This is a genomic window from Rhizobium sp. BK275 (genome assembly GCF_014193555.1).
Classification (GTDB): domain Bacteria; phylum Pseudomonadota; class Alphaproteobacteria; order Rhizobiales; family Rhizobiaceae; genus Rhizobium.
Map to the genome: position 1 here is coordinate 436,875 of NZ_JACHZL010000003.1, position 21,277 is coordinate 458,151.

The 21,277-nt window shown below is 59.0% G+C and carries 24 protein-coding genes; 8 read left to right on the forward strand and 16 right to left on the reverse strand.

The window, feature by feature from the left end:
• The first annotated feature begins 38 nt into the window (after positions 1 to 38).
• Complete coding sequence (locus tag FHT82_RS12050; protein WP_183730276.1) at positions 39 to 2,366, forward strand: NACHT domain-containing protein; 2,328 nt, start codon at positions 39 to 41, stop codon at positions 2,364 to 2,366.
• 88 nt (positions 2,367 to 2,454) lie between these two features.
• Here the strand turns inward: FHT82_RS12050 and FHT82_RS12055 are convergent, their stop codons facing one another.
• Positions 2,455 to 2,976: a DUF6428 family protein gene (locus FHT82_RS12055; protein ID WP_183730279.1), complete on the reverse strand. Its 522-nt coding sequence runs from the start codon at positions 2,974 to 2,976 to the stop codon at positions 2,455 to 2,457.
• A 43-nt stretch (positions 2,977 to 3,019) separates the two neighbouring features.
• On the opposite strand from FHT82_RS12055, the gene FHT82_RS12060 reads away from it, so the two are divergent.
• From FHT82_RS12060 to FHT82_RS12075, 4 genes are all read left to right on the forward strand, one after another.
• The gene (locus FHT82_RS12060; RefSeq protein ID WP_183730282.1) at positions 3,020 to 3,361 is read left to right on the forward strand and encodes a metalloregulator ArsR/SmtB family transcription factor; all 342 of its coding nucleotides are present in this window, start codon (positions 3,020 to 3,022) and stop codon (positions 3,359 to 3,361) included.
• Positions 3,362 to 3,389: 28 nt separating this feature from the next.
• Complete coding sequence (gene arsK / locus FHT82_RS12065; RefSeq protein WP_183731011.1) at positions 3,390 to 4,580, forward strand: arsenite efflux MFS transporter ArsK; 1,191 nt, start codon at positions 3,390 to 3,392, stop codon at positions 4,578 to 4,580.
• Between the two features lie 175 nt (positions 4,581 to 4,755).
• On the forward strand, positions 4,756 to 5,280 hold the full coding sequence (locus FHT82_RS12070) for a hypothetical protein (protein WP_183730285.1): 525 nt from the start codon (positions 4,756 to 4,758) through the stop codon (positions 5,278 to 5,280).
• Between the two features lie 46 nt (positions 5,281 to 5,326).
• The gene (locus FHT82_RS12075) at positions 5,327 to 5,707 is read left to right on the forward strand and encodes a hypothetical protein (protein ID WP_183730288.1); all 381 of its coding nucleotides are present in this window, start codon (positions 5,327 to 5,329) and stop codon (positions 5,705 to 5,707) included.
• Positions 5,708 to 5,849: 142 nt separating this feature from the next.
• On the opposite strand, the gene arsH is transcribed toward FHT82_RS12075, so the two are convergent.
• The 8 genes from arsH to FHT82_RS12115 all read right to left on the reverse strand — a co-directional run bounded on the left by arsH (position 5,850) and on the right by FHT82_RS12115 (position 11,229).
• On the reverse strand, positions 5,850 to 6,578 hold the full coding sequence (arsH, locus tag FHT82_RS12080; RefSeq protein WP_348647605.1) for an arsenical resistance protein ArsH: 729 nt from the start codon (positions 6,576 to 6,578) through the stop codon (positions 5,850 to 5,852).
• Positions 6,553 to 6,975: an arsenate reductase (glutaredoxin) gene (gene arsC / locus FHT82_RS12085; RefSeq protein WP_183730306.1), complete on the reverse strand. Its 423-nt coding sequence runs from the start codon at positions 6,973 to 6,975 to the stop codon at positions 6,553 to 6,555. Before arsC ends, arsH begins: the two co-directional genes overlap by 26 nt.
• Positions 6,976 to 6,977: 2 nt before the next feature.
• The gene (arsB, locus tag FHT82_RS12090; RefSeq protein ID WP_183730309.1) at positions 6,978 to 8,036 is read right to left on the reverse strand and encodes an ACR3 family arsenite efflux transporter; all 1,059 of its coding nucleotides are present in this window, start codon (positions 8,034 to 8,036) and stop codon (positions 6,978 to 6,980) included.
• Positions 8,036 to 8,563: an arsenate reductase ArsC gene (locus FHT82_RS12095; RefSeq protein WP_183730312.1), complete on the reverse strand. Its 528-nt coding sequence runs from the start codon at positions 8,561 to 8,563 to the stop codon at positions 8,036 to 8,038. The genes arsB and FHT82_RS12095 overlap by 1 nt, the downstream gene beginning before the upstream one ends.
• A 15-nt stretch (positions 8,564 to 8,578) precedes the next feature.
• Entirely contained in the window at positions 8,579 to 9,019 is a 441-nt protein-coding gene (gene arsN2, locus FHT82_RS12100; RefSeq protein WP_183730315.1) for an arsenic resistance N-acetyltransferase ArsN2, read from the reverse strand.
• Complete coding sequence (locus FHT82_RS12105) at positions 9,016 to 9,369, reverse strand: helix-turn-helix transcriptional regulator (protein WP_183730318.1); 354 nt, start codon at positions 9,367 to 9,369, stop codon at positions 9,016 to 9,018. Before FHT82_RS12105 ends, arsN2 begins: the two co-directional genes overlap by 4 nt.
• 114 nt (positions 9,370 to 9,483) lie before the next feature.
• A complete protein-coding gene (locus FHT82_RS12110; RefSeq protein ID WP_183730320.1) occupies positions 9,484 to 10,248 on the reverse strand; it encodes a competence protein CoiA family protein in 765 nt (254 codons plus the stop codon).
• Positions 10,249 to 10,461: 213 nt separating this feature from the next.
• Entirely contained in the window at positions 10,462 to 11,229 is a 768-nt protein-coding gene (locus FHT82_RS12115) for a metallophosphoesterase (protein WP_183730323.1), read from the reverse strand.
• Positions 11,230 to 11,586: 357 nt separating this feature from the next.
• On the opposite strand from FHT82_RS12115, the gene FHT82_RS12120 reads away from it, so the two are divergent.
• A complete protein-coding gene (locus FHT82_RS12120; RefSeq protein WP_183730326.1) occupies positions 11,587 to 11,769 on the forward strand; it encodes a hypothetical protein in 183 nt (60 codons plus the stop codon).
• Positions 11,770 to 11,857: 88 nt separating this feature from the next.
• Here FHT82_RS12120 and FHT82_RS12125 read toward each other — a convergent pair whose 3' ends face one another.
• From FHT82_RS12125 to FHT82_RS12135, 3 genes are read right to left on the reverse strand one after another with little or no spacing between them, the layout of a single operon-like run.
• Complete coding sequence (locus FHT82_RS12125; RefSeq protein ID WP_183730329.1) at positions 11,858 to 13,051, reverse strand: MFS transporter; 1,194 nt, start codon at positions 13,049 to 13,051, stop codon at positions 11,858 to 11,860.
• A gap of 60 nt (positions 13,052 to 13,111) precedes the next feature.
• Complete coding sequence (locus FHT82_RS12130) at positions 13,112 to 13,711, reverse strand: NAD(P)-binding domain-containing protein (RefSeq protein WP_183730332.1); 600 nt, start codon at positions 13,709 to 13,711, stop codon at positions 13,112 to 13,114.
• Positions 13,712 to 13,737: 26 nt separating this feature from the next.
• Positions 13,738 to 14,490, reverse strand: a complete 753-nt coding sequence (locus FHT82_RS12135) for a 3-oxoacyl-ACP reductase family protein (protein ID WP_183730335.1) — start codon at positions 14,488 to 14,490, stop codon at positions 13,738 to 13,740.
• A 111-nt stretch (positions 14,491 to 14,601) separates the two neighbouring features.
• On the opposite strand from FHT82_RS12135, the gene FHT82_RS12140 reads away from it, so the two are divergent.
• Both FHT82_RS12140 and FHT82_RS12145 read left to right on the forward strand, forming a co-directional pair.
• Positions 14,602 to 15,531: a LysR family transcriptional regulator gene (locus FHT82_RS12140; RefSeq protein WP_183730338.1), complete on the forward strand. Its 930-nt coding sequence runs from the start codon at positions 14,602 to 14,604 to the stop codon at positions 15,529 to 15,531.
• A 188-nt stretch (positions 15,532 to 15,719) separates the two neighbouring features.
• A complete protein-coding gene (locus tag FHT82_RS12145) occupies positions 15,720 to 16,019 on the forward strand; it encodes a hypothetical protein (RefSeq protein WP_183730341.1) in 300 nt (99 codons plus the stop codon).
• Between the two features lie 153 nt (positions 16,020 to 16,172).
• Here the strand turns inward: FHT82_RS12145 and FHT82_RS12150 are convergent, their stop codons facing one another.
• The 4 genes from FHT82_RS12150 to FHT82_RS12165 all read right to left on the reverse strand — a co-directional run bounded on the left by FHT82_RS12150 (position 16,173) and on the right by FHT82_RS12165 (position 21,258).
• The gene (locus FHT82_RS12150; RefSeq protein WP_246698115.1) at positions 16,173 to 18,104 is read right to left on the reverse strand and encodes an AAA family ATPase; all 1,932 of its coding nucleotides are present in this window, start codon (positions 18,102 to 18,104) and stop codon (positions 16,173 to 16,175) included.
• Between the two features lie 44 nt (positions 18,105 to 18,148).
• The gene (locus FHT82_RS12155) at positions 18,149 to 18,781 is read right to left on the reverse strand and encodes a hypothetical protein (protein ID WP_246698116.1); all 633 of its coding nucleotides are present in this window, start codon (positions 18,779 to 18,781) and stop codon (positions 18,149 to 18,151) included.
• A gap of 273 nt (positions 18,782 to 19,054) precedes the next feature.
• The gene (locus tag FHT82_RS12160; protein ID WP_183730348.1) at positions 19,055 to 20,200 is read right to left on the reverse strand and encodes an NADH-dependent flavin oxidoreductase; all 1,146 of its coding nucleotides are present in this window, start codon (positions 20,198 to 20,200) and stop codon (positions 19,055 to 19,057) included.
• Positions 20,201 to 20,331: 131 nt separating this feature from the next.
• Positions 20,332 to 21,258 carry an alpha/beta hydrolase gene (locus tag FHT82_RS12165; RefSeq protein ID WP_183731016.1) on the reverse strand — a complete coding sequence of 309 codons (927 nt, stop codon included), beginning with the start codon at positions 21,256 to 21,258 and terminating at the stop codon, positions 20,332 to 20,334.
• Positions 21,259 to 21,277 lie beyond the last annotated feature (19 nt).

Genomic DNA, 21,277 nt, shown 5'->3' on the forward strand with positions numbered 1-21,277 from the left:
TGCAACATCTGTTAGCCTGAACGCTATGGAATCGGGGGATGGAAATTTTGACGGACAGACAGGGAGCAACGCGCTCCACCACGGAAATCGGTGATGTGCTTCGCGATCAGGTGATCGATCTTCTTGAGGCGGAAGGCCATAAGGTGTCGCGAGAAATTCGCATCGGTACCAAGAAGGTCGATATCCTCCTAGAAATGGACGATGAGTTCCGGCCGCAAAAGATCGCTGTGGAATGTAAGAACCTCGCCAAGAACATGTCGCAGGCGGAACTGAACGCGATCTGGGCCGACTACATGTCTTTGTATGATAAAGGCGAGGTCACAGGTGTCTTCGTCATTTCAAGGCTCGACTTCTCGCCGGAGGCGAAGGCTTACGCTAAAGACAAGGGCGGTCGCCTGGATATCTTTTCCATCAAGGAATTCGAAGACAATCTCCTTGGCTTCCGTAAGTACTGTCGGGACGTTCGCGACCTGTTCAGCGAAGGCGGTCTTGAAAAGTACTATATCAAGTCCTCTATGGAAGGCGGTGGCGAACTTCATGAACGCATTCTCGCGTGGGTCACCGATCCGTCGAAGACCCCGGTCGCAATCCTTGGCGGCTACGGCATGGGAAAGACGTCATACTGCAAGTTCCTTACGAGGGAACTGGCAGACCGATATCTTGAAGACCCCTCCTCACGGGTCCCGATATACGTTCGGCTGTCTGATATCGCCAGCCAGACGGACGTGGACGGTCTGATCGCCAAGACATTGGCCGGTCGGTACAACACGAAAAACTACTCGTTCGCCAAATTTAAGAAGCTGAACCGTGCTGGGAAGTTCGTCGTCATCTTCGATGGCTTCGACGAAATGAAGCACGCGTTGTCCTGGGCGGACTTCAAGTACAACTTTTCCCAAATACACTCCCTCTTGGAGGGGAGAGCCAAGATTATCGTGGCAGGAAGGCCCAACGCGTTTCTCTCCGATAGCGAACACGCTTGGATACTGCGGGGCCAGCGGATAGCGGGCGAAAACGTTATCCGTATACCCGGCGCACCAGAATATGCGGAACTCGCCTTGGCTCAGTTTTCTGATAACGAAATCACGAGATTTCTGGAGAGGTATCTTCGACAGCATCATCCCGTCGATCTGGAGCTATCCGAGATTGATGAATGGGTCTCGGAACGTGTGACGGACTTCGATAAAATCAGGTCGAACGGTGATCTTCACCGACCAGTCCATCTAAAAATCTATGCTGACATCGCGGCCGATCCGAACGTGAAGCTCGAGAGTTTTACGACCTACGGACTCTATTCAATCGCGGCTACCAGAATTAGCGAGCGCGAAGGGGAGAAGATCGTTCGCAAGCAGATCGACGCCGAAAAAAGGGAACGCATCATCGAGCGAATCGCATGGTGGCTCTGGGACTCTTTTGACGGTCGGCGTCTTTCGTTCACGGCCGATTTGGTGCCGGAATCGATAATCGGACGAAACCTTCTGGACGACCCCAATTACGAGCGAGACACGCTTTACCGCGAGATTTTCACTGGGTCGTTTCTGGAGCGGAAATACGGCCAGAACTACTACTTCTCCCATCGATCATTCCTGGAGTTTTTTGTCGCGCGAAGGCTTGAGAGCGCTGAAAAGCACGACATTCCGGTCCAGTCGATCTTCAAAAACCTAAACCCAGAGATACTGGCGTTTCTTCGACAAAGCCCCGGATACCAAGAATTCTTGGCGTATGTCGACCGGGGGATGCAGCGGTTCAGCGGGGAGATTCCCCAGTTGCTACTGGAGGAGATATTCAAATACCGCGAGGGAAAAGGATTGGCCGACGCACAGGTTCCGATCCAGGTACTGCTGCGCTATTACGGATTCTTCCGAACCGAAGTATTCGACGCCCCGGCACTTGTGCGGATGATCACCCTCGACCTGAGTTCGAAAAATCAGGAGCATCGCGAGACCGCACTGTATTTCGCGCTTTTCCTCCTTCGAGTGAGATTCGACAGGGAAGTGCTGGTCGGTCTCCTCCAAGCACTAGCGAAAACCGTGCAATGGCCGAGCCGCGCGGGTTCTGCGCCGGGTATGAGCATGACGAAGTACTCATACTCCCGCCAGAACATCGGAGAATACGTCTTCGTGCGGTTTGCAAGGATAGCCGCAGAGATGGCAAGAGACGGCCACCCAATCGTCAGTTTTGACTATGCGCGGGCCTTCGAAGAAGTTCGAGACAAGAGGTCGCCCAAGATCGTGATCGCCGCATCAGGTTTCGAAAAGCTCGCCGATCCCGCTCCCCCGACGCGGTTGGAGTTCACCGAAATCTTCCAAGGTATCAACATCAAGGACCAGAAGGCCGCGCGCGAAGTCTTAACTGTGGGTGTGACGTGACGGCCGTCAAGCTCTGACCCATCGGTCCACTACATCCGCGGCCGATGCACCAAGCCCGATATAGCACGTCTCGCTGACGCTCACGACGTCATGCGCAACATTTGGAGCTGGTTGAAGAACCACAACAAGCGCTTTCGTTTGTCGCCTGTTCTGCCAACCAACGGTCCCGTGGCTTGCAGCTCGCGGGGCGTGGCGTCAACGCGACGTGGAGGATACCATCTTCCGCGACAGGATTGTTCGCGCAGAACAACTGCATCGGCCGGACTCCATCGCTGACTTCGAAGGTTAGCTTGGCTGAGTCGTCGAGACGGACGTGTTCGGAAACCTTGCGTACGATGGCCGAGAACTTCCCGGCCGTCATATGGGTTCGATCGCCCTCCTCGACATCCCACAGCTGCACGAAGATTTCCGACCAGGCTTCCGGATTCGCTCCGCAGTCGAGAGCAGAGAACTGGCCGGCCTTGACCTCGGTCACATGGTAGCCCGGCTTCACGGGACTTCCGTCATACAGGAACACCAACGGCAGGTCCGGTGTCTCGGCGGCTCTACCGAGCAACTCCCCGAGCGAGATATCGGTTTTGTCGGATTGGCTATTGTCGATCCTGGTCATTTGCGGCTATCCTCAATTTCAATGATTCAAGGATTATTGAAATATGGATGATCGTCAAGCCCTCTCTTCCTTCGCCGCGCTTTCACAGGAAACCCGGCTGTCCATCGTTAGGACCCTGGTCGTCGCCGGCCCCGAGGGTCTGGCCGCCGGCGCGATTGCCGAACGCATGGGCGTCTCTCCATCAAACGTCTCGTTCCACCTCAAGGAACTCGAGCGCTCCGGTCTTATCGCCCAGCGCCGAGAGTCGCGCTCGATCGTCTACAGCGCGAGTTACGACACGTTGGCCGACCTGGTGACGTTCCTGATGGAAGACTGCTGCGCGGGACATCCTGGCATCCGTGGGTCCGTCGAGCGATCCACCAGTTGCTGTTCAAGCGAAGCATAGGCCGTCAAGGAACACGTCATTGCATACAATCAAGGTTCCGGCGGGCATCGTCTCCGCTCTCGGTGTCACGCAGATCATCGGCTACGGCACCCTCTACTACTCCTTCAGCATCCTTGCCCCCGGAATGGCCAACGACCTCGGCATCAGCCTGGAGCGGGTCTTCGCCGTGTTCTCGGTCTCGCTGTTCATCGGCGGGCTGTCTGCTCCGTTCATCGGCAGGCACATGGACAGGATCGGCGCGGCGACCGTGATGACGCTTGGATCGGCACTTGCAGCGTTCACTCTGGTGCTGTGTGCATGGTCACCGTCTGTGTCGCTCTTCGCCGTTGCGATCATGCTGCTCGAGGTGTCATCCGGCATGGTCCAGTATCAGGCAGCCTTCGCAACGCTGGTCGAAAGCGAACCTCGCACGGCGTCCCGCAGCATCACCTACCTCACGCTCATCGGCGGCTTTGCCTCCACCATCTTCTGGCCGATCGCCGCGACACTGACCGGATACCTGTCCTGGCGGGAAATCTATCTGGTGTTCGCCGCCCTGAACCTTCTCGTCTGCATGCCCCTGCACTACTGGATCAGGCGTGACGGCAGAAGCGGTTCCAAGCTCGACGGTACAAGGGCCCGCGAGGTCGTCGTCGGCGCTCTTGAGCCGCAGGCACGCCGCCGTGGAATGCTGTTGGTCTCCTTTGCCTTCTCTCTTTCGGGCTTCACCCTCGCCGCGATCCTTGCCCACATGGTGCCGATGCTCGGCGCGATCGGACTTGGCAGTGCAGCGGTCGTGATCGGCTCCTTGTTCGGTCCGGCACAGGTCATGAGCCGCCTGATCAACATGGTCTTCGGAAAGAGCCTGACGCCGCCCGCGCTGGCGATTGTCTCTGCCGCGCTGATGGTCGTCGGTGCGGTGATACTCGGGATGTCGGGTGATTGGTTGCCCGGTGCGGTGGCCTTCGCCATCTGCCTTGGCCTCGGATCGGGGATCAACAGCATCGCTCAAGGGAGCCTGCCGCTCTATCTTTTCGGGTCCGCTGGTTACGGCGCGATCACGGGCAAGATGGCTGCGGCAAGGTTGGCGACTGGCGCGGCCGCCCCGTTTGCTTTTGCGGCCGCGATGACCCAGTTCGGGACCACCATCTCCCTTTTCGTCATCGCCGCGCTGGGTACGCTCGGAATCCTGGCGTTCGTCGCTGTCGCCTCATCGGTGCGCCGCGACCGCGTTGTCTGATGATGGGAGACCGCACATAAGTCTCTGCGGATCAGTCGTGAAGGCCAAGCCATAGGCTTTTGCCGGCTGATGATCCGCTACGACACCAGACGCAGCAATCGATCGTTCGGCCTATATTTGCGCCGGTCCACGGATGAGAGACAATTCATTCCACAGCGAGACCAGGGAGAAGGCCGTGGGAGAACAATCGAGAAAGTTTCTAGCGATGCCGTCCGTTGGTAAAACAGGAATGATCGTTCCAGAAGACATTAATCGAAACGAACCGCTCAACAGCCTGACCGACGCTCGACTGATCATCCTGAGAAACGATCTCGACATCTGGAGGAAGCGAAGATCATCCGCTTCTCCGGGTATCGTTGACCAGTCGATCGAGCGTCTCCTCTGCATTTATCGCGCATTCTTCGAAAATGGATTTCGGTGGTCTGGCGGTCTACCCAGGCTCGGAGAAACTCAAGCAGTTCGGCACGAGATGGCTGCTGGGGCGGTTATGTTGCTCCTGCACTTTTGCGAATGCGGGCTTGCCCGAGCCGCCCACTTTGCGGGAATTGAGTTCGATGACCATCCTACGCATCGGATGAATGCAGCCGAACATACGGCGACTATCACCTTTGCAAACGACCTGGTCCAAGCATTCAAAGAGCAATTACGCTTTGAGGGGGCAATTGGTGCGCCCGATCTGGAGCGCTCAACCCTGCATTAACCCGCGATCAATTAAAGACCCCAGATTGATTTAAAAGGGGTCCCGCATGTTGAACGTTCTTAGACGATATGCTCGCATTATTCACGCGATCGAGCCAGCCGAAGCGGAGCGCGCATATCGTGAGGCCATCTTCTTTCTCGACCAGTCATTGTCGGCTCTTGAGGACATGCTCGACGACCCCACATCGGTACTCGTGAGGGAGCGCTTGCAACTTATTGCCGAGGCGGCCCAGATACTGGCATACGAATTTTATCATCAGCACGGTCGCGTAATCGATCCCGACGCGATCGATCCAGAGACATTCACATATGACTATCTTCCCCCAGGTCACCGCACCCGTCGCCTCGAGGCGATAGAATTAAGGCGGGAAATTGTTCAGTATCTGCGGGACAGGTTTCCTCACACGCTTCCGTCCGAGATGCGGTAATTAGGTTTCCACCCAATGGAAATTCCGAGACTTCACCAAGACCCCGTAGGAGGTTCGAAACGGCCACTGGAACGCTTGGGGTCATCGCATTAGTGGGCGTGACAATCGAGACGCACCGCGAACAGGCACGGCGGAATGATCACTAGATCGATTTCAACAGCACACGCTTTTCGAGTTCGGCCGCCCGTTCTTTCCGCTCGCTGTAGCGATCGGTGAGATAGGTGGACGCGTCCCTCGTCAGTAGCGTGAACTTTACGAGTTCTTCGCAGACATCGACAACCCGGTCGTAATACGATGACGGCTTCATCCTGCCGTCTGCTTCGAACTCCTGGTAAGCTTTGGCGACGCTGCTCTGGTTGGGGATCGTGATCATCCGCATCCAGCGGCCGAGTACGCGCATCTGGTTCAAAGCGTTGAAGGACTGGCTGCCACCGGAGACTTCCATGATCGCCAGAGTCTTGCCTTGCGTCGGCCGGATCGACCCGAGGGACAGCGGAATCCAGTCGATCTGGGACTTCATGATGCCCGTCATCGCACCGTGACGCTCGGGGCTGACCCACACCTGGCCTTCCGACCATTGCGACATGTCGCGAAGCTCCTGCACTTTCGGATGGCTGACCGGAGCCTCGTCGGGAAGCGGCAGCCCCCTCGGGTCGAACATCCGCACCTCGCACCCCAGGCGCTCGAGAAGGCGTCTGGCTTCGTGTGCGAGTAGCCGGCTGTAGGACACCTCCCGAAGCGAGCCGTAGAGGATCAGGATGCGCGGCTTGTGCGTCGAAAAGGCGGGCCGCAACGCGTCGAGGTCAGGCTGACGAAGGTGCCGCTCCTGCAAGGCGGGAAAGGTCTCAGACAATGCGCTTTCCTTCCTGATCGAGGACCTGTTCGCCGTCTTCCTTGAAGAAGGCTCCCTTGAAGGCATCCGGCAGGATGTCGAGCGCGACCTCGGACGGCCGTGCGAGTCTGGTGCCGAGGGGCGTGACGACGAACGGACGGTTGATGAGGATCGGGTCCTTCAGCATCGCGTCGAGCAACTGGTCGTCCGTCAGCTTCGGATCGTCGAGACCCAATTCCGCATAAGGCGTGCCTTTCTCGCGGATCGCCTGGCGGACAGACAGCCCGGCGTCGGCGATCATCCTTGCCAGTTCTTCGCGCGACGGCGGCGTCTTGAGATATTCGATGACGGTGGGCTCGATACCGGCCGCCCGGATCATCTCCAGCGTGTTGCGGGACGTGCCGCAGGCCGGGTTGTGATAGATGGTGACGTCCATGGTCATGTCCTTTCGGTGATGGTGTTCCGGGAGACGGAGGGCGCTGCCTCGTACCAGCCCTTGGTGCGGTTAACGGCCCAGACGACCGTGAGCATGACCGGCACCTCGATGAGTACGCCGACGACCGTGGCCAGCGCCGCGCCGGACTGGAAACCGAACAGGCTGATGGCGGCTGCCACCGCGAGTTCGAAGAAGTTGCTGGCCCCGATCAGTGCCGAAGGCCCGGCGACGCAATGGCGTTCCCCCGACATCCTGTTCAGAAGATAGGCCAGCCCCGAGTTGAAATAGACCTGGATAAGGATGGGGACGGCCAGCAGCGCGATGATCGTCGGCTGTGCGATGATCTGCTCGCCTTGGAAGCCGAAGAGGAGAACGAGCGTCGCGAGCAGGGCGACAAGCGAAAGCGGCTGCAGCTTCGCCAGCATGGCGTCCAGCGCCTTGGTCGTGCCGTCCGCGGTCAGCCGCCCTCTCAGGACCTGGGCAATGATGACGGGAACGACGATGTAGAGGACGACCGACAGGACGAGCGTGTCCCACGGTACGGTGATCGCCGACAATCCGAGAAGCAGCCCGACGATAGGGGCGAAGGCGACGACCATGATCGCATCGTTGAGTGCCACCTGGGACAGCGTGAACAGCGGCTCGCCGCGCGTCAGGTTGCTCCAGACGAACACCATCGCGGTACAGGGCGCAGCCGCAAGGATGATCAGGCCTGCGATGTAGGAGTCGATCTGGTCAGCCGGCAGATACGGACGGAACAGCCAGCCCACAAACAGCCATCCGAGCAGCGCCATGGAGAACGGCTTGATGGCCCAGTTGATGAACAGGGTCACGCCGATGCCACGCCAGTACGTGCTGACCTGCGCCAGCGAGCGGAAATCGATCTTGATGAGCATTGGGATGATCATCAGCCAGATCAGGATGGCGACAGGAAGGTTCACCTTGGCGACCTCCGCCGCGCCGATGACCTGGAAAACGGTAGGCATCAGATGGCCGAGGGCGACGCCGACGACGATGCAGAGGAAGACCCAGATGGTGAGATAGCGTTCGAACGTAGACATCAGGCTGTCTTTCCCTGAGTGTTCGTCGAGCCTTCCATCGCACCGATCTGGCCGAGCTTCGTTTCGAGCGCCAGGCGGTCGATCGATGCCAGCGGAAGACTGATGAAGGCCATGATGCGGTTTTTCAGGAAACGGGCGGCCGTGGCAAAGGCGCGCTGGATTTCGACCTCGGAACCGACAGTGGCAGCCGGGTCCTCGACACCCCAATGCGCCGTCATCGGATGGCCGATCCATACCGGGCAGGCCTCGCCGTGCGCGCTATCACAGACAGTGAAGATGAAATCCATTTCGGGCGCGCCTGGTGCGGCAAAGACATCCCAGCTCTTCGACGAGAAGCCAGTCACCGGATAGCCGAGTGCTTCGAGTTCCTTCAGGGCATGCGGATTGATCTCGCCTTTGGGCTGGCTGCCTGCGGAGAAGGCCCTGAAGCGCCCGCCGCCTTCCTTGTTGAGGATGGATTCGGCGAGAATAGATCGTGCGGAGTTGCCCGTGCACAAGAAGAGCACGTTGTAAGTCTTGTCGGTCATGGTCGTTTTCCGTGGTTAGGTCGGAGGTCTGTTGAATTTCATGATCGTTGCTGATGCCGGGCAGATGCCCGACAGCTGACGGGTCGCGAGAACGGCGGGCGGCACATCGCCTCGCTCGACCACGACGAAGCCAAGGTTTTCGAAGAACGGTGCTGCCGTCGTGGTGGCCAGGAAAACTGCCGAGCTTACATTGACGGTCTTCAGCGTTTCCATGGTCAGCGTTTTTCCAAACGCCTTGCCACGATGCTCGGGCAAAATGACTAGCGACCTGAGAAGCACGTCGTCGCCGCACGCCTCGATGCCAGCATAGCCAACCGTGCCGGCACAGGAGGAAACCGCCCTGAAAAACGAACGCCCCTGGTCTTCGAGGTCTTCTGTTGGAAGACCGGACGCCGACAGCGCCAGTTTTAGTTCCGGATCGCTTCCCGGGACTGGGTCCAACCTGATGTCGCTCATGACGGCTTCCCCTCGGGAGCACAGCAGGGCGTAAGTTCGGCGATAAGCGGTGCACAAAGCTCGGTGGAGCCGCCGCAGCAATCTTTCAACAGGAAGAGCGTCAGGTCGCGCAGCCCCTGAAGGTCCGCCCGGTAGATGATCGAACGGCTCTGCCGCTCGCTTGTCACGAGGCCCGCGCGCGACAGCGTCGCCAGGTGTGCGGACATGGTGTTCTGCGGGACATCGAGAAGGCGGGCGAGTTCGCCGGCAGGCACGCCATCGGGCTCTTGCCGGACGAGAAGCCGAAACGTCTCGAGCCTGGTAGACTGGGCGAGTGCGGCAAGCGCGGCGATTGCTGTATTGCTATCCATATATCCAGAATAACGGATACATTGCCAATGTCAATCCAGTCGTCTGCTGAAGGGGCAGCGAACTTGGCGGATCGAAATCCGCCAAGGCACAACCCGTTGGTTGCGGGCGCGTGGTCAGAACCTCCAGCGGCGGGCATCATTTCTCGCACTATACCCATCGAAACCCGGCAATACAGATCGGCGAGACCGAGGCAACATGGGCCTAACAAAACCGCGTATAGGCGTGCTGGAGAGGAAATGGTCGATGACACTCTGCCTGTGAACGGGCGTCGCGATAACCCGACCGCGGGGAACGTAGCTCAGCCACCAAAGCAATCCCGTGGTAGGAAGCCAAGGCAACGAAAAGTCCGCATCACCGAAATCCAGGACCACAGGGTGACTGCCTCCCCTCCAGCGTTCGACCACCGCAGCGGCTTGATCTGACAGAAGCCAAGCCCGTGCCTTCGTTTCGGCTGATGGAGCAAAGGTCAACGCCTCGTGGAACGACGGCAAATCGCGTTTCAGCCGGTTGCCGTTCACGATCCACACCATGCGGCCGTAGAAGGCCTCGCGAGACGCCCTCTCCTGTGGCGTAATAGCCGAATACTGGAACTCAAGCACGGTTTCGCTCGCTGTCTTGACATCGGCTATGTGCATGTCGCCGTAGCTTGCGGAATGTCTGATCTCCTGCCACTCCGCGGGAAACTGGTTCTTCCAGCCGCGATGCCATTCGGTTTCCGGCTCCCACCAGTGGTCACAGGCGATGGTGCTCTTATGAGCCCAGTGGTGCAGTCGTTTAAGACCGCACTTGGGTATCATGGGCGAGGAGCATCCGGGGCAAGTTCCGCGAACGCCTATCGTCGCCTCCAGACGGATTCCTTCTACGAGGGCATACTTCATTGTCATCTCCAAACAGCCATGAGCCGCGCCAGAATCGACGCACGCTCGGTTCACAGGAGAAAATGGCGGGCGGCTTGGATACCGCTTGGAGGTTCTTCGGGCAGTTTCTGCTGCCTCATCTTCTTAGCCGTCTGGTCCGCCTGACGACTGATCGAAGACTAGAGGCTTGCTCCCGATAATGCAATGCGGCCAGGGGCGGCGGCCTGCGACGCCCTAGAGTTCGATGACGAGGTGGGGATCGAAGGCAGTCCCCTCTCCCGGATACCCGCGCGGATTGGCCAGCACCCTCGTCCACCCGACACGGTAATCGACCTTCTGATGAATGTGACCATGCACCCACAACGCAGGCTGTCCTTCGACGATAAGGTCCTCGAGGTCGCTAGCGTAGCAGGCAGACAGCGGATCGCCCCGGAACTCTGGTGGAATTGATCTCGGCGACGGAGCGTGATGCGTCACGACCACCGTTTTCCCAGCCGAGGACTCCGCCAGCACGGATTTGAGAAACGCCCTGGATTCGTGGTGTTTCCGATAGGCGTGGATCGGCCTGAACTTCTGGTAGGGAAGCTTAGAAAACTTGATCTTTTTGTAGTCGTTCATCCCGCTCTCGGCGGCCGCCATCGCCAGTTCGGGATCACCGCCGTTGAGGCGGAAGTCCGTCCAGAGGGTTGCCCCAATAAACTTGACGTCTCTGATATTCACCGCCTCGTTTTCGAGGAAGTGGATGTGCGGATGTCGATCACGCAGCATGCGGGCATCGCGGATGCTCTCCTGCACAGAGGCTCCGTAGTATTCATGGTTCCCTGCCGTGAACACGACGGGCATCGAGCAAGGGATGTTGGCTGCCAACCATTCGATGGTCCGGACGATGCCGCGTGTCAAAAGATCGCCCGCGCAGACCAGGACATCGGCGTCAGGAGGCGGTCCCTGAAGGAATGGCCGGCCGAACTCCAGATGCAAGTCGGAGATGATCCAGAGTTTCACGCTTCAGCACCTTCCTGAGGTCGAAGCGTCGTCTGAACCTGATTGCCGACCCAAAGCCGGACGACTTTTGCGTTTTCACGACACGTCTGCTGATTTTGATCTCTTAATGCCATTCCTGACCTCGATACGATAACTTCCCCTCCTCCGCTTGCGCGGTTGGACGTCAAAGTACTCGTATCGGAAACAGGACAGCTTTGATCATGACGAGAACATTTAGAGAACAAACATTCTCCCGTCAAGAGGTTGTCGAGGTCGAGTGCTACAGCCGATCGTTTTTGTTCGGATGGGACCTGTCACCGCTTGCCGGATGGCTGCACGGGGCTCAAGGTGCGTTCGGCCGAATAATAGGAGATCGCGATGGCTCGACCATCACGCCGCAAGCCCCAACGACAGGCAGCGAAGGAACCCTCTCTCGGCTCTGCCTTGGACGAGATCGGGTTCAAACCTCTCGGCCATCGGATAAAAATCAAGCACGGCGTCGATCAGGTGAAGCTTCGCCTGCGTTTAATTGCAAACATTGCAGAAGAGCGAGGGACCTGAGGTCGGGACCCTGCTCCCGGTCCTGCGAAGGCAGAGTCGCGACTTGTTGGCCGTAACCTTTCGACGGATCGCTGGTTGCCGCGATGCTCTATTGTTTTCCGGTCGACACGACGATTAAAAGGGCGGTCAGCAAGGCGGCCCCACCACCTATCAACAGCGCGCTAGCGACTCCAAAATGATCGACAGCCAGACCTCCCACCAGCGCGCCCGCTCCAATGGCAAGTTGGGCAGTCGAGACGAACAACGCTGCCACGCTTTCGAGCTTGTCAGGTGCAGAGGTGAACATAAAGGTCTGCATGGCGATAGGAAGCATTCCAAAACCGAAGCCCCAGGTGAGCGTCCAAATCGTGGCAGCCATGGCGCTATCTCCAGTCGCCACGAGGCCAAACGCCGACAAGCTGATCAACGCAGAAGTCCCTGCCAGGGCGAGATTTAGGTGCTTGCCCACCGCCCAGCCGCCGAACAGATTTCCGATAAACCCAGCAATCCCGTATCCAAGAAGGAGCGCGCTGAGCGCGGCGGCGTCAATATATGAGACCTGATTGAGGAAGGGCGTGATATAGGTGTAGGCGGCGAATTGCCCGATGAATATCAGGACAGCGGCAAGCAGACCCACTTGCGTCCTTCTGTTTCGAAGTACCGCAGGGATTTGGGCCAATCCCGATGACTGCTGTGGCTTGATCGAGGGCAAGAGCAACAGGAGCGCCGCAACCACGATAATGGCGACTCCAGACGCCAGACCGAATGAAAGACGCCATCCGAGCAGATTCCCGACGAGTGCGCCCGCCGGGACCCCGGCTACTGTTCCCAGCGACACACCGGAATAGATCAGGGACGTCGCTCGGCCGCCTTCCGCTCCGGGGCGAAGGCGCGGACCAAGTGATCCCCCGATCGTCCAGAAGCCACCGACACCGATCCCTAGCAGCACGCGGCCGAACATCAGCACCTGGAAACTGGTCGCCGCCGCAACAATTGCATTTGACAATACAAGCAGCCCCAGAAGGAAAATCAGAACGTGCTTCCGGTCGAACCGACCCGCCAGGCCGATAGTAGCCGGGGCGGCGATGGCGGCGAGGATGCCCGGTGTCGTGACCATCAGACCAGCCTGCCCCTCGCTGATTCCGATGTCCGCAGCGATCTGTGGCAGCAATCCAACGGGTAGGAATTCCGTGGTGACGAGAGCGAATGCGCCAACTCCGACGCTGGCAACTGCGGCCCAGGACGCAAGTGGGGTGTCATGCGCACGAGTTTGCGCATGACTGGAGGAAACAGGCATATCCATTTGAAGGTCCTTATAAGTGAGAGCATTCGGCCGGAGGCGTGAGCTTCCGGCCGAAGTTAGTCATCCAAATTTCACGAGGTTGAGCGCGGGGAGCGGACCGCCTGGAAACTGCACCAGCCTTCCACCGATCGAGACCGGGCCGAGGTCGATCCCCGCGAAGCCCAGCTTGGCGATCAGTGCTCCTACTTGAGCCTTCGCCCTCGCGTCGTCTCCCGAGTAAAAGAGGACGCGGCTTCCACCCTCAGCACGCGGATCGCCAGAGAGCAGATGCGGAGGAAGATGGTTGAACGCCTTTACGACACGAGCGCCTTGCACCAGGTCAGCGAACACTTCCGTCGACAGTCGGCCATTGAGGTCTGCCGGCTGGAAGAGAGGACGCTCGATCGGGTTGTTGGCGTCGATGACGATGCGCCCGGCCCAAGCGGGGAGACCGGCCAATGCCTTTGGCAACTTCGACCAAGGCACGGCGACCAGGACGAGATCAGCCTTGGCCGCTTCTTCGATCGTGCCTGCCGTGACGTATGGCGTCAGTTCTTGCGCGAAGTCCCGCAATGTGTCGGGACCGCGGCTGTTGGAGATCGTTGCGGCGATACCGTTCCGGGCGAGCGCGCGGGCGAATGCGGAGCCGATCTCGCCGGCTCCAATGATACCAATAGACATGGGGGGTCTCCGGATTGGATTTATGATCAGGCGGTGAAGCCGCCGTCGGCCACGATGTCAGCACCCGTTACGAAGGCAGCCTCGGGGCTTGCGAGATAAGCCACGACGCTGGCGACCTCGTAGTCCTTGCCGTAGCGGCCGATTGCCATGCCGGGGCCGACAATCTTCGAAACAGGGCCCCCATCGGGATTCATGTCAGTGTCGGTCGGGCCGGGGTGTACGGTGTTCACAGTGATGCCCTTGGGACCGAGGTCTCGCACGAGGCTACGGTTGAAGCCGGCGACAGCGCCCTTGGTCAGCGTGTAGAGCGAGGCCGTCGGAAAGGCTGCGTAGCGGACCATGGAAGAGCCGATATGGATGATGCGGCCGCCCGATTTCATGCGGCGTGCAGCCTCCTGCGTGCCGACGAACACACCCGTCACGTTGACCGCGATCATGCGCTCGTAGTCTTCGAACTTGATGTCCTCGATCGGACCGCCGAGCGCGATACCTGCATTGTTGACGAGGATGTCGATCGAACCGAACGTTTCCTCGGTCTTGGCCACCGCGGCCCGCACGGAGTCAGGATTTCCGGAGTCGGCATGTATGGCGATGGCACGACCGCCTGCGTTTTCGATTTCCTTCACGACATCGGCTGCCTTTTCGGGCGATGCGCTGTAGGTGATGGCGACTGCGGCTCCGTCTGCCGCAAGGCGCTTTGCGACGGCTGCACCGATAGAGCGCGAACCGCCCGTAACGAGAGCGGTCTTGTCGGAGAGTTTCAGAGAGGTGTTGGTCATTGTGGTCACTCCATTGCTTGGTTTCGATGGAGTGAATATTGCCTTCTTATTCCTCTATGATTAGACGGTATTGACTGTTATTAATTTCAAACGATTGTTGAAAGATGACGAATGGAAACACTGGCAAATCTGGAGTCCTTCGTTCGCAGCGCCGAGCTTGGCAGCTTCTCTTCCGCAGCCCGTAGGATGGGGTTGACCCCAGCAGCGGTCAGCAGGAACGTCGCCATGCTCGAGTCCAACCTCAAGGTCAGGCTCTTCCAGCGCAGCACGCGGAGTCTGACGCTCACAGAGGCTGGCGAGCGCTTCCTTCATTCGGTCCGTGACCACTTGGAGAGCCTCCAAGGTGCCATTTCCGAGGCATCCAACGATCAAGCCCAACCAGCGGGCGTGCTGAGGCTCAGCATGAGCCCGACATTTGGAGTTGAATACATTCTTCCGACTTTGCCAGAATTCATGCGTCGATACCCTTTGGTCAGACCTGAATGGATGTTTGAAAACCGTCAGGTTGACCTGATCGCCGAGGGGTACGATGCGGCAATCGGTGGAGGGTTCGAGCTGACGCCGGGCATCATCGCGAAGACGTTGGCCTCGGCCCACATCATCGCTGTCGCCTCGCCGTCATACATGCAGGACCGGGTTCCCCCTCACGACCCGTCGGGCCTCATTGAATTGGACGGCATCGTGATGCGGTCGATGCGCACAGGGCGAATTCGACAATGGCAGATGAGGAACGTCGCGGGCGACGAACTGCCAGCGGTGTTGAAGGAAAGGATTGTTGTCAACGATCCGGCCGCGATGCGGTCCGCCGCGGTTCTCGGGCTTGGCCTCGCCATGATCGCCAAACCTGACGCACTACCGTACCTGGAGAAGGGCGAACTGGTCCGGTTGATACCTGCATGGTACGCGGACGCTGGGCCGATTTCGATCTACTACGCGAACCGGACCTTGCTACCCGCAAAAACTCGCGTGTTTATTGATTTCATCAGCGAGGCTTTTCAACGTGAGAAGTTGCCCGAACGGTTTGCAGGAACGTTGGGATGATGCCCCTGTTGGCGGCACTTCCACACGAATGCCTGCGATGCATTCACGCGCGCAATGATGTGCGCCAATTGCCTTCGAGGAATTTTCTCTGAAGCTCTGGGGAGTTTTTCGTTTCCGACGACGATGCGGGTTGCGCCGGTCGTACGGGAGAAGGACTGTGAAAAGGTGCTTAACAGATGGAGAGCCGGATGAGGGCTGAATTTGTACCAGGGTTGCTCGCGGCCATGCAGAACTGCGAAAGCCGCGGTGACTACCGCACTATGCGCGCGCACTTAAAAGGTTCTGGATTTGACATCACGGAACGAGGCGACGAGGCCACTGTGCGGGAGTTTGCGAAGCTACTCCTTAGAGTGATAGTCGCTATCGACAAGGAGGCCGAGTTGGGTGCAGGGGCCCTTTTGAATCCAGACCACCCGGACAACATCGAATGGCCGAAGGTAAAGTGGTTCCCTCTGCGCTTCGCGCAAATGAGTCAGGCGGATAGTTGACGTCGTGCAAAGTCTGCGGCTTTGCCGAAGTCTGTGAAGGTTTTTTCCGACATATGGCCACCGGGTCCGCCGACAACGTAGTACCGGACACTCCCCTCTCCGTTTAAAACTGCGGCTCCGCTCCTCTCTCGAGCGAGGAGCGGAGCCTGACCGCTAGCCGTCACGTCCAGACGGATGCGGATTCGTTTTCCCCGACGTCACGGCGACGAGCGCCCGAACGTCGTCGCCGATGACGTGGCCCTTGTCGACCAGTGCTTGGGTAAGTTGATCGAGTTCCTCGCGACGCTCCGCAAGAAGCACCTTCGCTCGGTCTAACTGGGCCTTCAGCCTTGCATCGACGAGACTTCGCAGGTCCGGGTCCTGATCACGGAGATATTCGAGAGGGCGACTACCCGTGCCAAGTTCGACAGACAGCACCTCGCCAAACCCGAAGTGACGCTCAAGCCTCGTTGCGATATCGCTTGCCACAACAAGGTCCGACGACGGAGCACCGCCTGCCCCGTCTGCATGGCAGCCGTAGACCACCGTCTCGGCCGCGATGCCGCCCAGGAGCATGGCGATCCTATCGTCGTAGTAGCTTACCGTCTTCACCCGACCGACCTCGGGTTCGAAGACGGTCATTCCGACCGACTGAGCGCCGACCCCGACGGCCGCATCCCGATCGATGTGAACGTGCTTGAGCACGTCGCACGCCAGGAGGACCGCGATGATGGCGTGACCAGATTCATGGACCGCCGTGTGGCGCAGCTCGCTCTCGCTCAGGACATAGCGCTTGGGCATTGCTTCGAAGAGGAGGTCTTCCGAGAAGGCAACTTTCCGCCGCCTCGAGAGCCGCCTGGCGTCGCGAGCGAGCTTCTCGATGTCAGCTCCAGACCAACCCCTCGTCGCCTGGACAAAACGGGCGAGGTCGCCACCGAACTCCTGATCACGCAGATGATGTCGGAGGATCGCGATCCTAGCGTCCCCATCAGGCAATGGGATTTCGATCAGCGTCTCAAGCCTTCCCGGTCGAAGCAGGGCGCGGTCAATGACTGACGGGTTGTTGGTGGCACCAACGACGACGACGCCTTCCCGTCCGTCGGCAGGATCGAGACATTCGAGCATCCCATTGATTACCTGACGTCGATAATCTCTTGCATGGTCGTCGTCCCCTTCCCTGTCCCCGAAGCTATCGAACTCGTCCACGAAGAGAAGGCAGGGCGACTGCTTCGCGGCTTGCGCGAAGGCGGCGCGCATAGCCTTGAGGTAGTCGCCCAGATGGCCGGCCGCCTGCCAGCGCGCGGCGGAGGCGATCACGAGATCGACCTCACACGAGTTCGCCAGCGCCTGGGCATAAGTCGTCTTCCCGCAACCGGGAGGGCCGTGCAAGAGCGCACCGCGATCAACGTCTTCCCATGCGATCTCCCCTGCCTTCCACGCGCGCAGGTCATCGGCAAGCTGAAGGCCCCAGGTTTTCGCTGCACCATAGCCGGCCATTTCCTCAAGGCGCGGTCCCTTGGGCTTCACTGGCGCGGGCGAGGGCTTCGCGGCCTCGACGAGCGACTTCTTCAGTTGGCGGACCGCGCTCAGTAACGGCCTCGTACCACGGACGCTTGACGCGATGGCGTCAAAGGAGAACTCCGTCAGCAACTCCGCGATTTCCGGCGTCATCCCTCGCACTTTGGCGACCCGAGATGCCGCCATGTAGTGGTCGGCGGATGGCGGGGCAATTTCGGCGATGACATCGGCGGCCGCCTTGAGTTCCAAGGGGATGTTTTCCATCCGCTCGGTGACGATGACAATCTGCCGGCCGTGGCGAAAGCGGTCGTAGATTACGCGGAGATCGGTCGCCCCTTCGGACACCGTCATGACGATGGCCGTTTCATTGCAGTCCTCGTCCACAGGAACGGGGTCACGGATTAGCGACGAGGCGGCGCGTCGATAGTAATCACTCGTTCCTTCAGCGACGTGCAGAATCGCGATGAAGGCAGTGTTCTGGCGTCGCAGGAAGGGTCTGAGAACACGTCGAACGGCGCAACGGGCTGCCGCGACGGCAAGGCTGGGTGGGGACTGGCGTCTGGACAGCGTGTAGGAACTGGAAGACATCTGGTGACTCTTTCGTGATCTGGGCATGGGGCGGCGACTTCCGTTCACCGCGCTATGCGCCTGACCATCGTTTCCGGCCCTAACGGAGCGTCGTCCAGATCGACTTCGAGATAGCGATTGAGGATCATGGCGGCGAGGCCAGCGACGGGCCTCGTTTCCTGGAATGCGTTCAGGCATTCGGCGATGGGCATCGATCCGTTCTCGTCGAGAGCACCCAGCAGACGCAGGCGATCGCCAAGCGGAACTGTGTAGTTGCCGTAGCGCAGAAGGTCTTTGGCATTCCTGAGGCGGAAGCCGCCATGGACGTCTTCGCGCGACAGGGAGCGGTATTCCGCGCTTCGACGTCGGGCAGCTTCTTCGTAGGCGGCGACATCACACCGAATTTCGCGATCATGGGCGTCCAGGAGGATCACCCTGCCATCATCATGGATGACCTCGAAATCGACCGAGTGAGCGGGGTCTCCAAATGGAGTTGGCATGCACCGCCACGAGACGACAGAAGGATCGACGTCGAGCAGGCACCCGACGTCTCGAGCCGCCTGTGAACGGAAGACCTTGCCCCCATCGCAGCGAACGGTCGCCGAAGGATAGAAACCGCGGATCGATGTGGAATTCACGGCCGCCTGAATTGACGCCGACTGCCTGCCCGTACCCATGACAACCTCATACGCAAACATGGTTGTTCGCCGTCGCGGTCATCGCGACGGGAGATCAACGTATTCGTCTGAGCCGGCTCGTTGTGATCATGGACAGAACAAATAAAGAACATTTTCCGGTAGTCAACCGGGCCCCCGCGTTTTTCTCCCGGTAAACGCGTCCAGTTTGCTCTGGGCTGCCGGACGTCCCGCTCGAAACCTCCCCTTTCCCTTGCTGACCTTTGACTGGATTAGTCAAAGCCGCAACCGGGCCGAAAAGAAGCCGTCGATCCGTCAGTCTCCGTACAGCGCAGACTAGGTCGTCTCCCGCATCCCCTCTACGGGAAACCAACCGGGCATAGCCTCGATGATGCGAACCAACTTCGGCGGAAGCAGGAGGTGAGACAGATTTTGGAGGTCAAGGGTAGTGTCGATTTTATCATCTCGCCCCTCCGAGCCGTCCTCCACCCAACCGGGGTTCATCACTAATCCTTTCCCAACGGCAACGAGGGAGAGGCCCATGGACAGGGCTTCGACGGCCTGCTTCGGTGTGCGAAGCTGTCCGGCAGCAATAAGCGGAACACGTTCAGCGACACGGTCGATGAACATGCTCGTGGTCAACGGGCCGTCGCTACCGTCAAGCGGCCTCGCATTCAGTACGTTGTAAACGGAAGCGTGGATGTAGTTGATCCCGGCCTCAACCAGGCAATCGACTAACTCGAGTGCGTCGGTGATACGGAGGCCGCCGTCTAACGACTCCTCAGGCGAAATCCGATACCCCACAACGAACGGCCGTTCGGCGTGGGTGTCAACGACGCGTTTGACTTCTGCCACGACGGCCAATGGGAAGCGCATTCGGTTTTCCAAGGAACCACCCCAACGATCCATCCTTCGATTGAAGAACGGCGACAGGAAATTCTGAAGCAGGAAACCATGAGCGCCGTGTAGTTCAACGCCGTCGAAACCCGCTCTGATAGCCCGCAATGTCGCGTCACCGAACGCTTTGACGACAGCCAGGATTTCGGCCTCAGACATTTCACGCGGTACGATGGAGGGAGCGAAGGAACTCGCTTCTGTGGCCACGGGACTGGCGCTGATGACATCACCATGGGGAACCTGAGAGGGAATAGCTTTGTTTCCGGCATGGAATATCTGCAATACCGCTGCCGCGCCGCCACTTTTTGCGGCGTCTGCCAAGCGCTTCAAGCTCGGTATGAACTTGTCGTCATAGGAAGCGAACTCATCAGTGAAACCGATGCCATTCGGTTGGACATGAGTGCACCCGGTGATGACCAAACCGACGCCAGTAACCCGCCGACGATAGTAGGCGATCTCCTCGTCCGAGACCGTGCCGTCCGCATTGCCCGACCAAGTGGTCATCGGGGCCATAGCGACCCGGTTGCGTAGAGTGATGCCCTTTGCAAATTCAAAGGGCATGAACAGTTTGTTTAAGTCCATCATGGTTACTTCTGTGAAAGTTCAGGGGCGCTCTGTCGAACGCAACAGGCCGAATATGGAGGCGGAACTCTCCGCCTCACACAGGTCTCCGGATCGGTTGCGAATGAAACCAGGCGAACGGGCTTTAGCCGCGATCAAAGGTTTTCCTGATAGAACGGGATCAGCTTTTCCAGTGCTCTGGCAACGGGCTCCGGCTTGTCATAGAGATCATAGTGCGACCAGCCGTCGACCACGACCAATTCCTTCTTCTCGGATCGCGCGCGGCCGATAATCTCGCATCCGTCTCGATATGCGCCGAAGGCCCCCACCTTGTCACCGACGACAACCATGAGAGGCTGGGTCAGAAGCACCTCGGCAAGATAGAACGCATCCCAGCCGACGGCGGCCGCCTGATGAGAAAGAAGTGAGCGGTTGAGGCCGTTTGCACTCTGTCCGCGTGGCGTACGGTAGTACTCGGTCGCCTCATAAACGTCGCGCTCCGTCGCGCCGAGGCGTCTGGCCTCTTCTGGAGAAGGCGGCAGAAGGTCGTCTACGTGCAGCGGCTCGCCTCGGGCTTCTGCGGTGCGTTGCTTGGCCATAGCTTCAAGCGCGGCAATGGGATTGTAGCCGCTAAAGCCTTCCCGCATGAGCCGGCCGTAGTTTGCGCCCGTGATGGTGCCAACAGCTTTGATACGGCGTTCGGTCATCGCGGCATTGATCGAGTAGCCGCCGCCACCGCAAATGCCGAGGACGCCGATCCGCTTTTCGTCGACATAGGGGAGCGTGACGAGGTAGTCGACGACATGACGGAAATCCTCGACACGAAGGGTCGGGTCTTCAATGGATCGTGGTTCGCCGCCGCTCGCACCCTGGAAGCTGGCGTCGAAGGCAATGACGACGAAGCCTTGATCGGCCAACTTCACGCCATAGACATTCCCCGATGTCTGTTCTTTACAGCTTCCGATCGGATGCGCACTGATGATGGTGGGATACTTCGTGTTTTCGTCGAAATTCGGCGGATAGTGAATATCGGCGGCGATATCCCAATACATGTCCTTGTTTCTGATCGCGACGGTCTTCATCTGCATATCTCCTTGTTTC

Bases quoted from the DNA above. Each gene is read 5' to 3' on its own strand.
- FHT82_RS12050 (WP_183730276.1), top strand. From the start codon at position 39: ATGGAAATTTTGACGGACAGACAGGGAGCAACGCGCTCCACCACGGAA.
- FHT82_RS12055 (WP_183730279.1), bottom strand. From the start codon at position 2,976: ATGACCAGGATCGACAATAGCCAATCCGACAAAACCGATATCTCGCTC.
- FHT82_RS12060 (WP_183730282.1), top strand. From the start codon at position 3,020: ATGGATGATCGTCAAGCCCTCTCTTCCTTCGCCGCGCTTTCACAGGAA.
- FHT82_RS12075 (WP_183730288.1), top strand. From the start codon at position 5,327: ATGTTGAACGTTCTTAGACGATATGCTCGCATTATTCACGCGATCGAG.
- arsC (WP_183730306.1), bottom strand. From the start codon at position 6,975: ATGGACGTCACCATCTATCACAACCCGGCCTGCGGCACGTCCCGCAAC.
- arsB (WP_183730309.1), bottom strand. From the start codon at position 8,036: ATGTCTACGTTCGAACGCTATCTCACCATCTGGGTCTTCCTCTGCATC.
- FHT82_RS12095 (WP_183730312.1), bottom strand. From the start codon at position 8,563: ATGACCGACAAGACTTACAACGTGCTCTTCTTGTGCACGGGCAACTCC.
- arsN2 (WP_183730315.1), bottom strand. From the start codon at position 9,019: ATGAGCGACATCAGGTTGGACCCAGTCCCGGGAAGCGATCCGGAACTA.
- FHT82_RS12105 (WP_183730318.1), bottom strand. From the start codon at position 9,369: ATGGATAGCAATACAGCAATCGCCGCGCTTGCCGCACTCGCCCAGTCT.
- FHT82_RS12110 (WP_183730320.1), bottom strand. From the start codon at position 10,248: ATGAAGTATGCCCTCGTAGAAGGAATCCGTCTGGAGGCGACGATAGGC.
- FHT82_RS12120 (WP_183730326.1), top strand. From the start codon at position 11,587: ATGGCTCGACCATCACGCCGCAAGCCCCAACGACAGGCAGCGAAGGAA.
- FHT82_RS12125 (WP_183730329.1), bottom strand. From the start codon at position 13,051: ATGGATATGCCTGTTTCCTCCAGTCATGCGCAAACTCGTGCGCATGAC.
- FHT82_RS12130 (WP_183730332.1), bottom strand. From the start codon at position 13,711: ATGTCTATTGGTATCATTGGAGCCGGCGAGATCGGCTCCGCATTCGCC.
- FHT82_RS12135 (WP_183730335.1), bottom strand. From the start codon at position 14,490: ATGACCAACACCTCTCTGAAACTCTCCGACAAGACCGCTCTCGTTACG.
- FHT82_RS12140 (WP_183730338.1), top strand. From the start codon at position 14,602: ATGGAAACACTGGCAAATCTGGAGTCCTTCGTTCGCAGCGCCGAGCTT.
- FHT82_RS12145 (WP_183730341.1), top strand. From the start codon at position 15,720: ATGAGGGCTGAATTTGTACCAGGGTTGCTCGCGGCCATGCAGAACTGC.
- FHT82_RS12150 (WP_246698115.1), bottom strand. From the start codon at position 18,104: ATGTCTTCCAGTTCCTACACGCTGTCCAGACGCCAGTCCCCACCCAGC.
- FHT82_RS12155 (WP_246698116.1), bottom strand. From the start codon at position 18,781: ATGTTTGCGTATGAGGTTGTCATGGGTACGGGCAGGCAGTCGGCGTCA.
- FHT82_RS12160 (WP_183730348.1), bottom strand. From the start codon at position 20,200: ATGATGGACTTAAACAAACTGTTCATGCCCTTTGAATTTGCAAAGGGC.
- FHT82_RS12165 (WP_183731016.1), bottom strand. From the start codon at position 21,258: ATGAAGACCGTCGCGATCAGAAACAAGGACATGTATTGGGATATCGCC.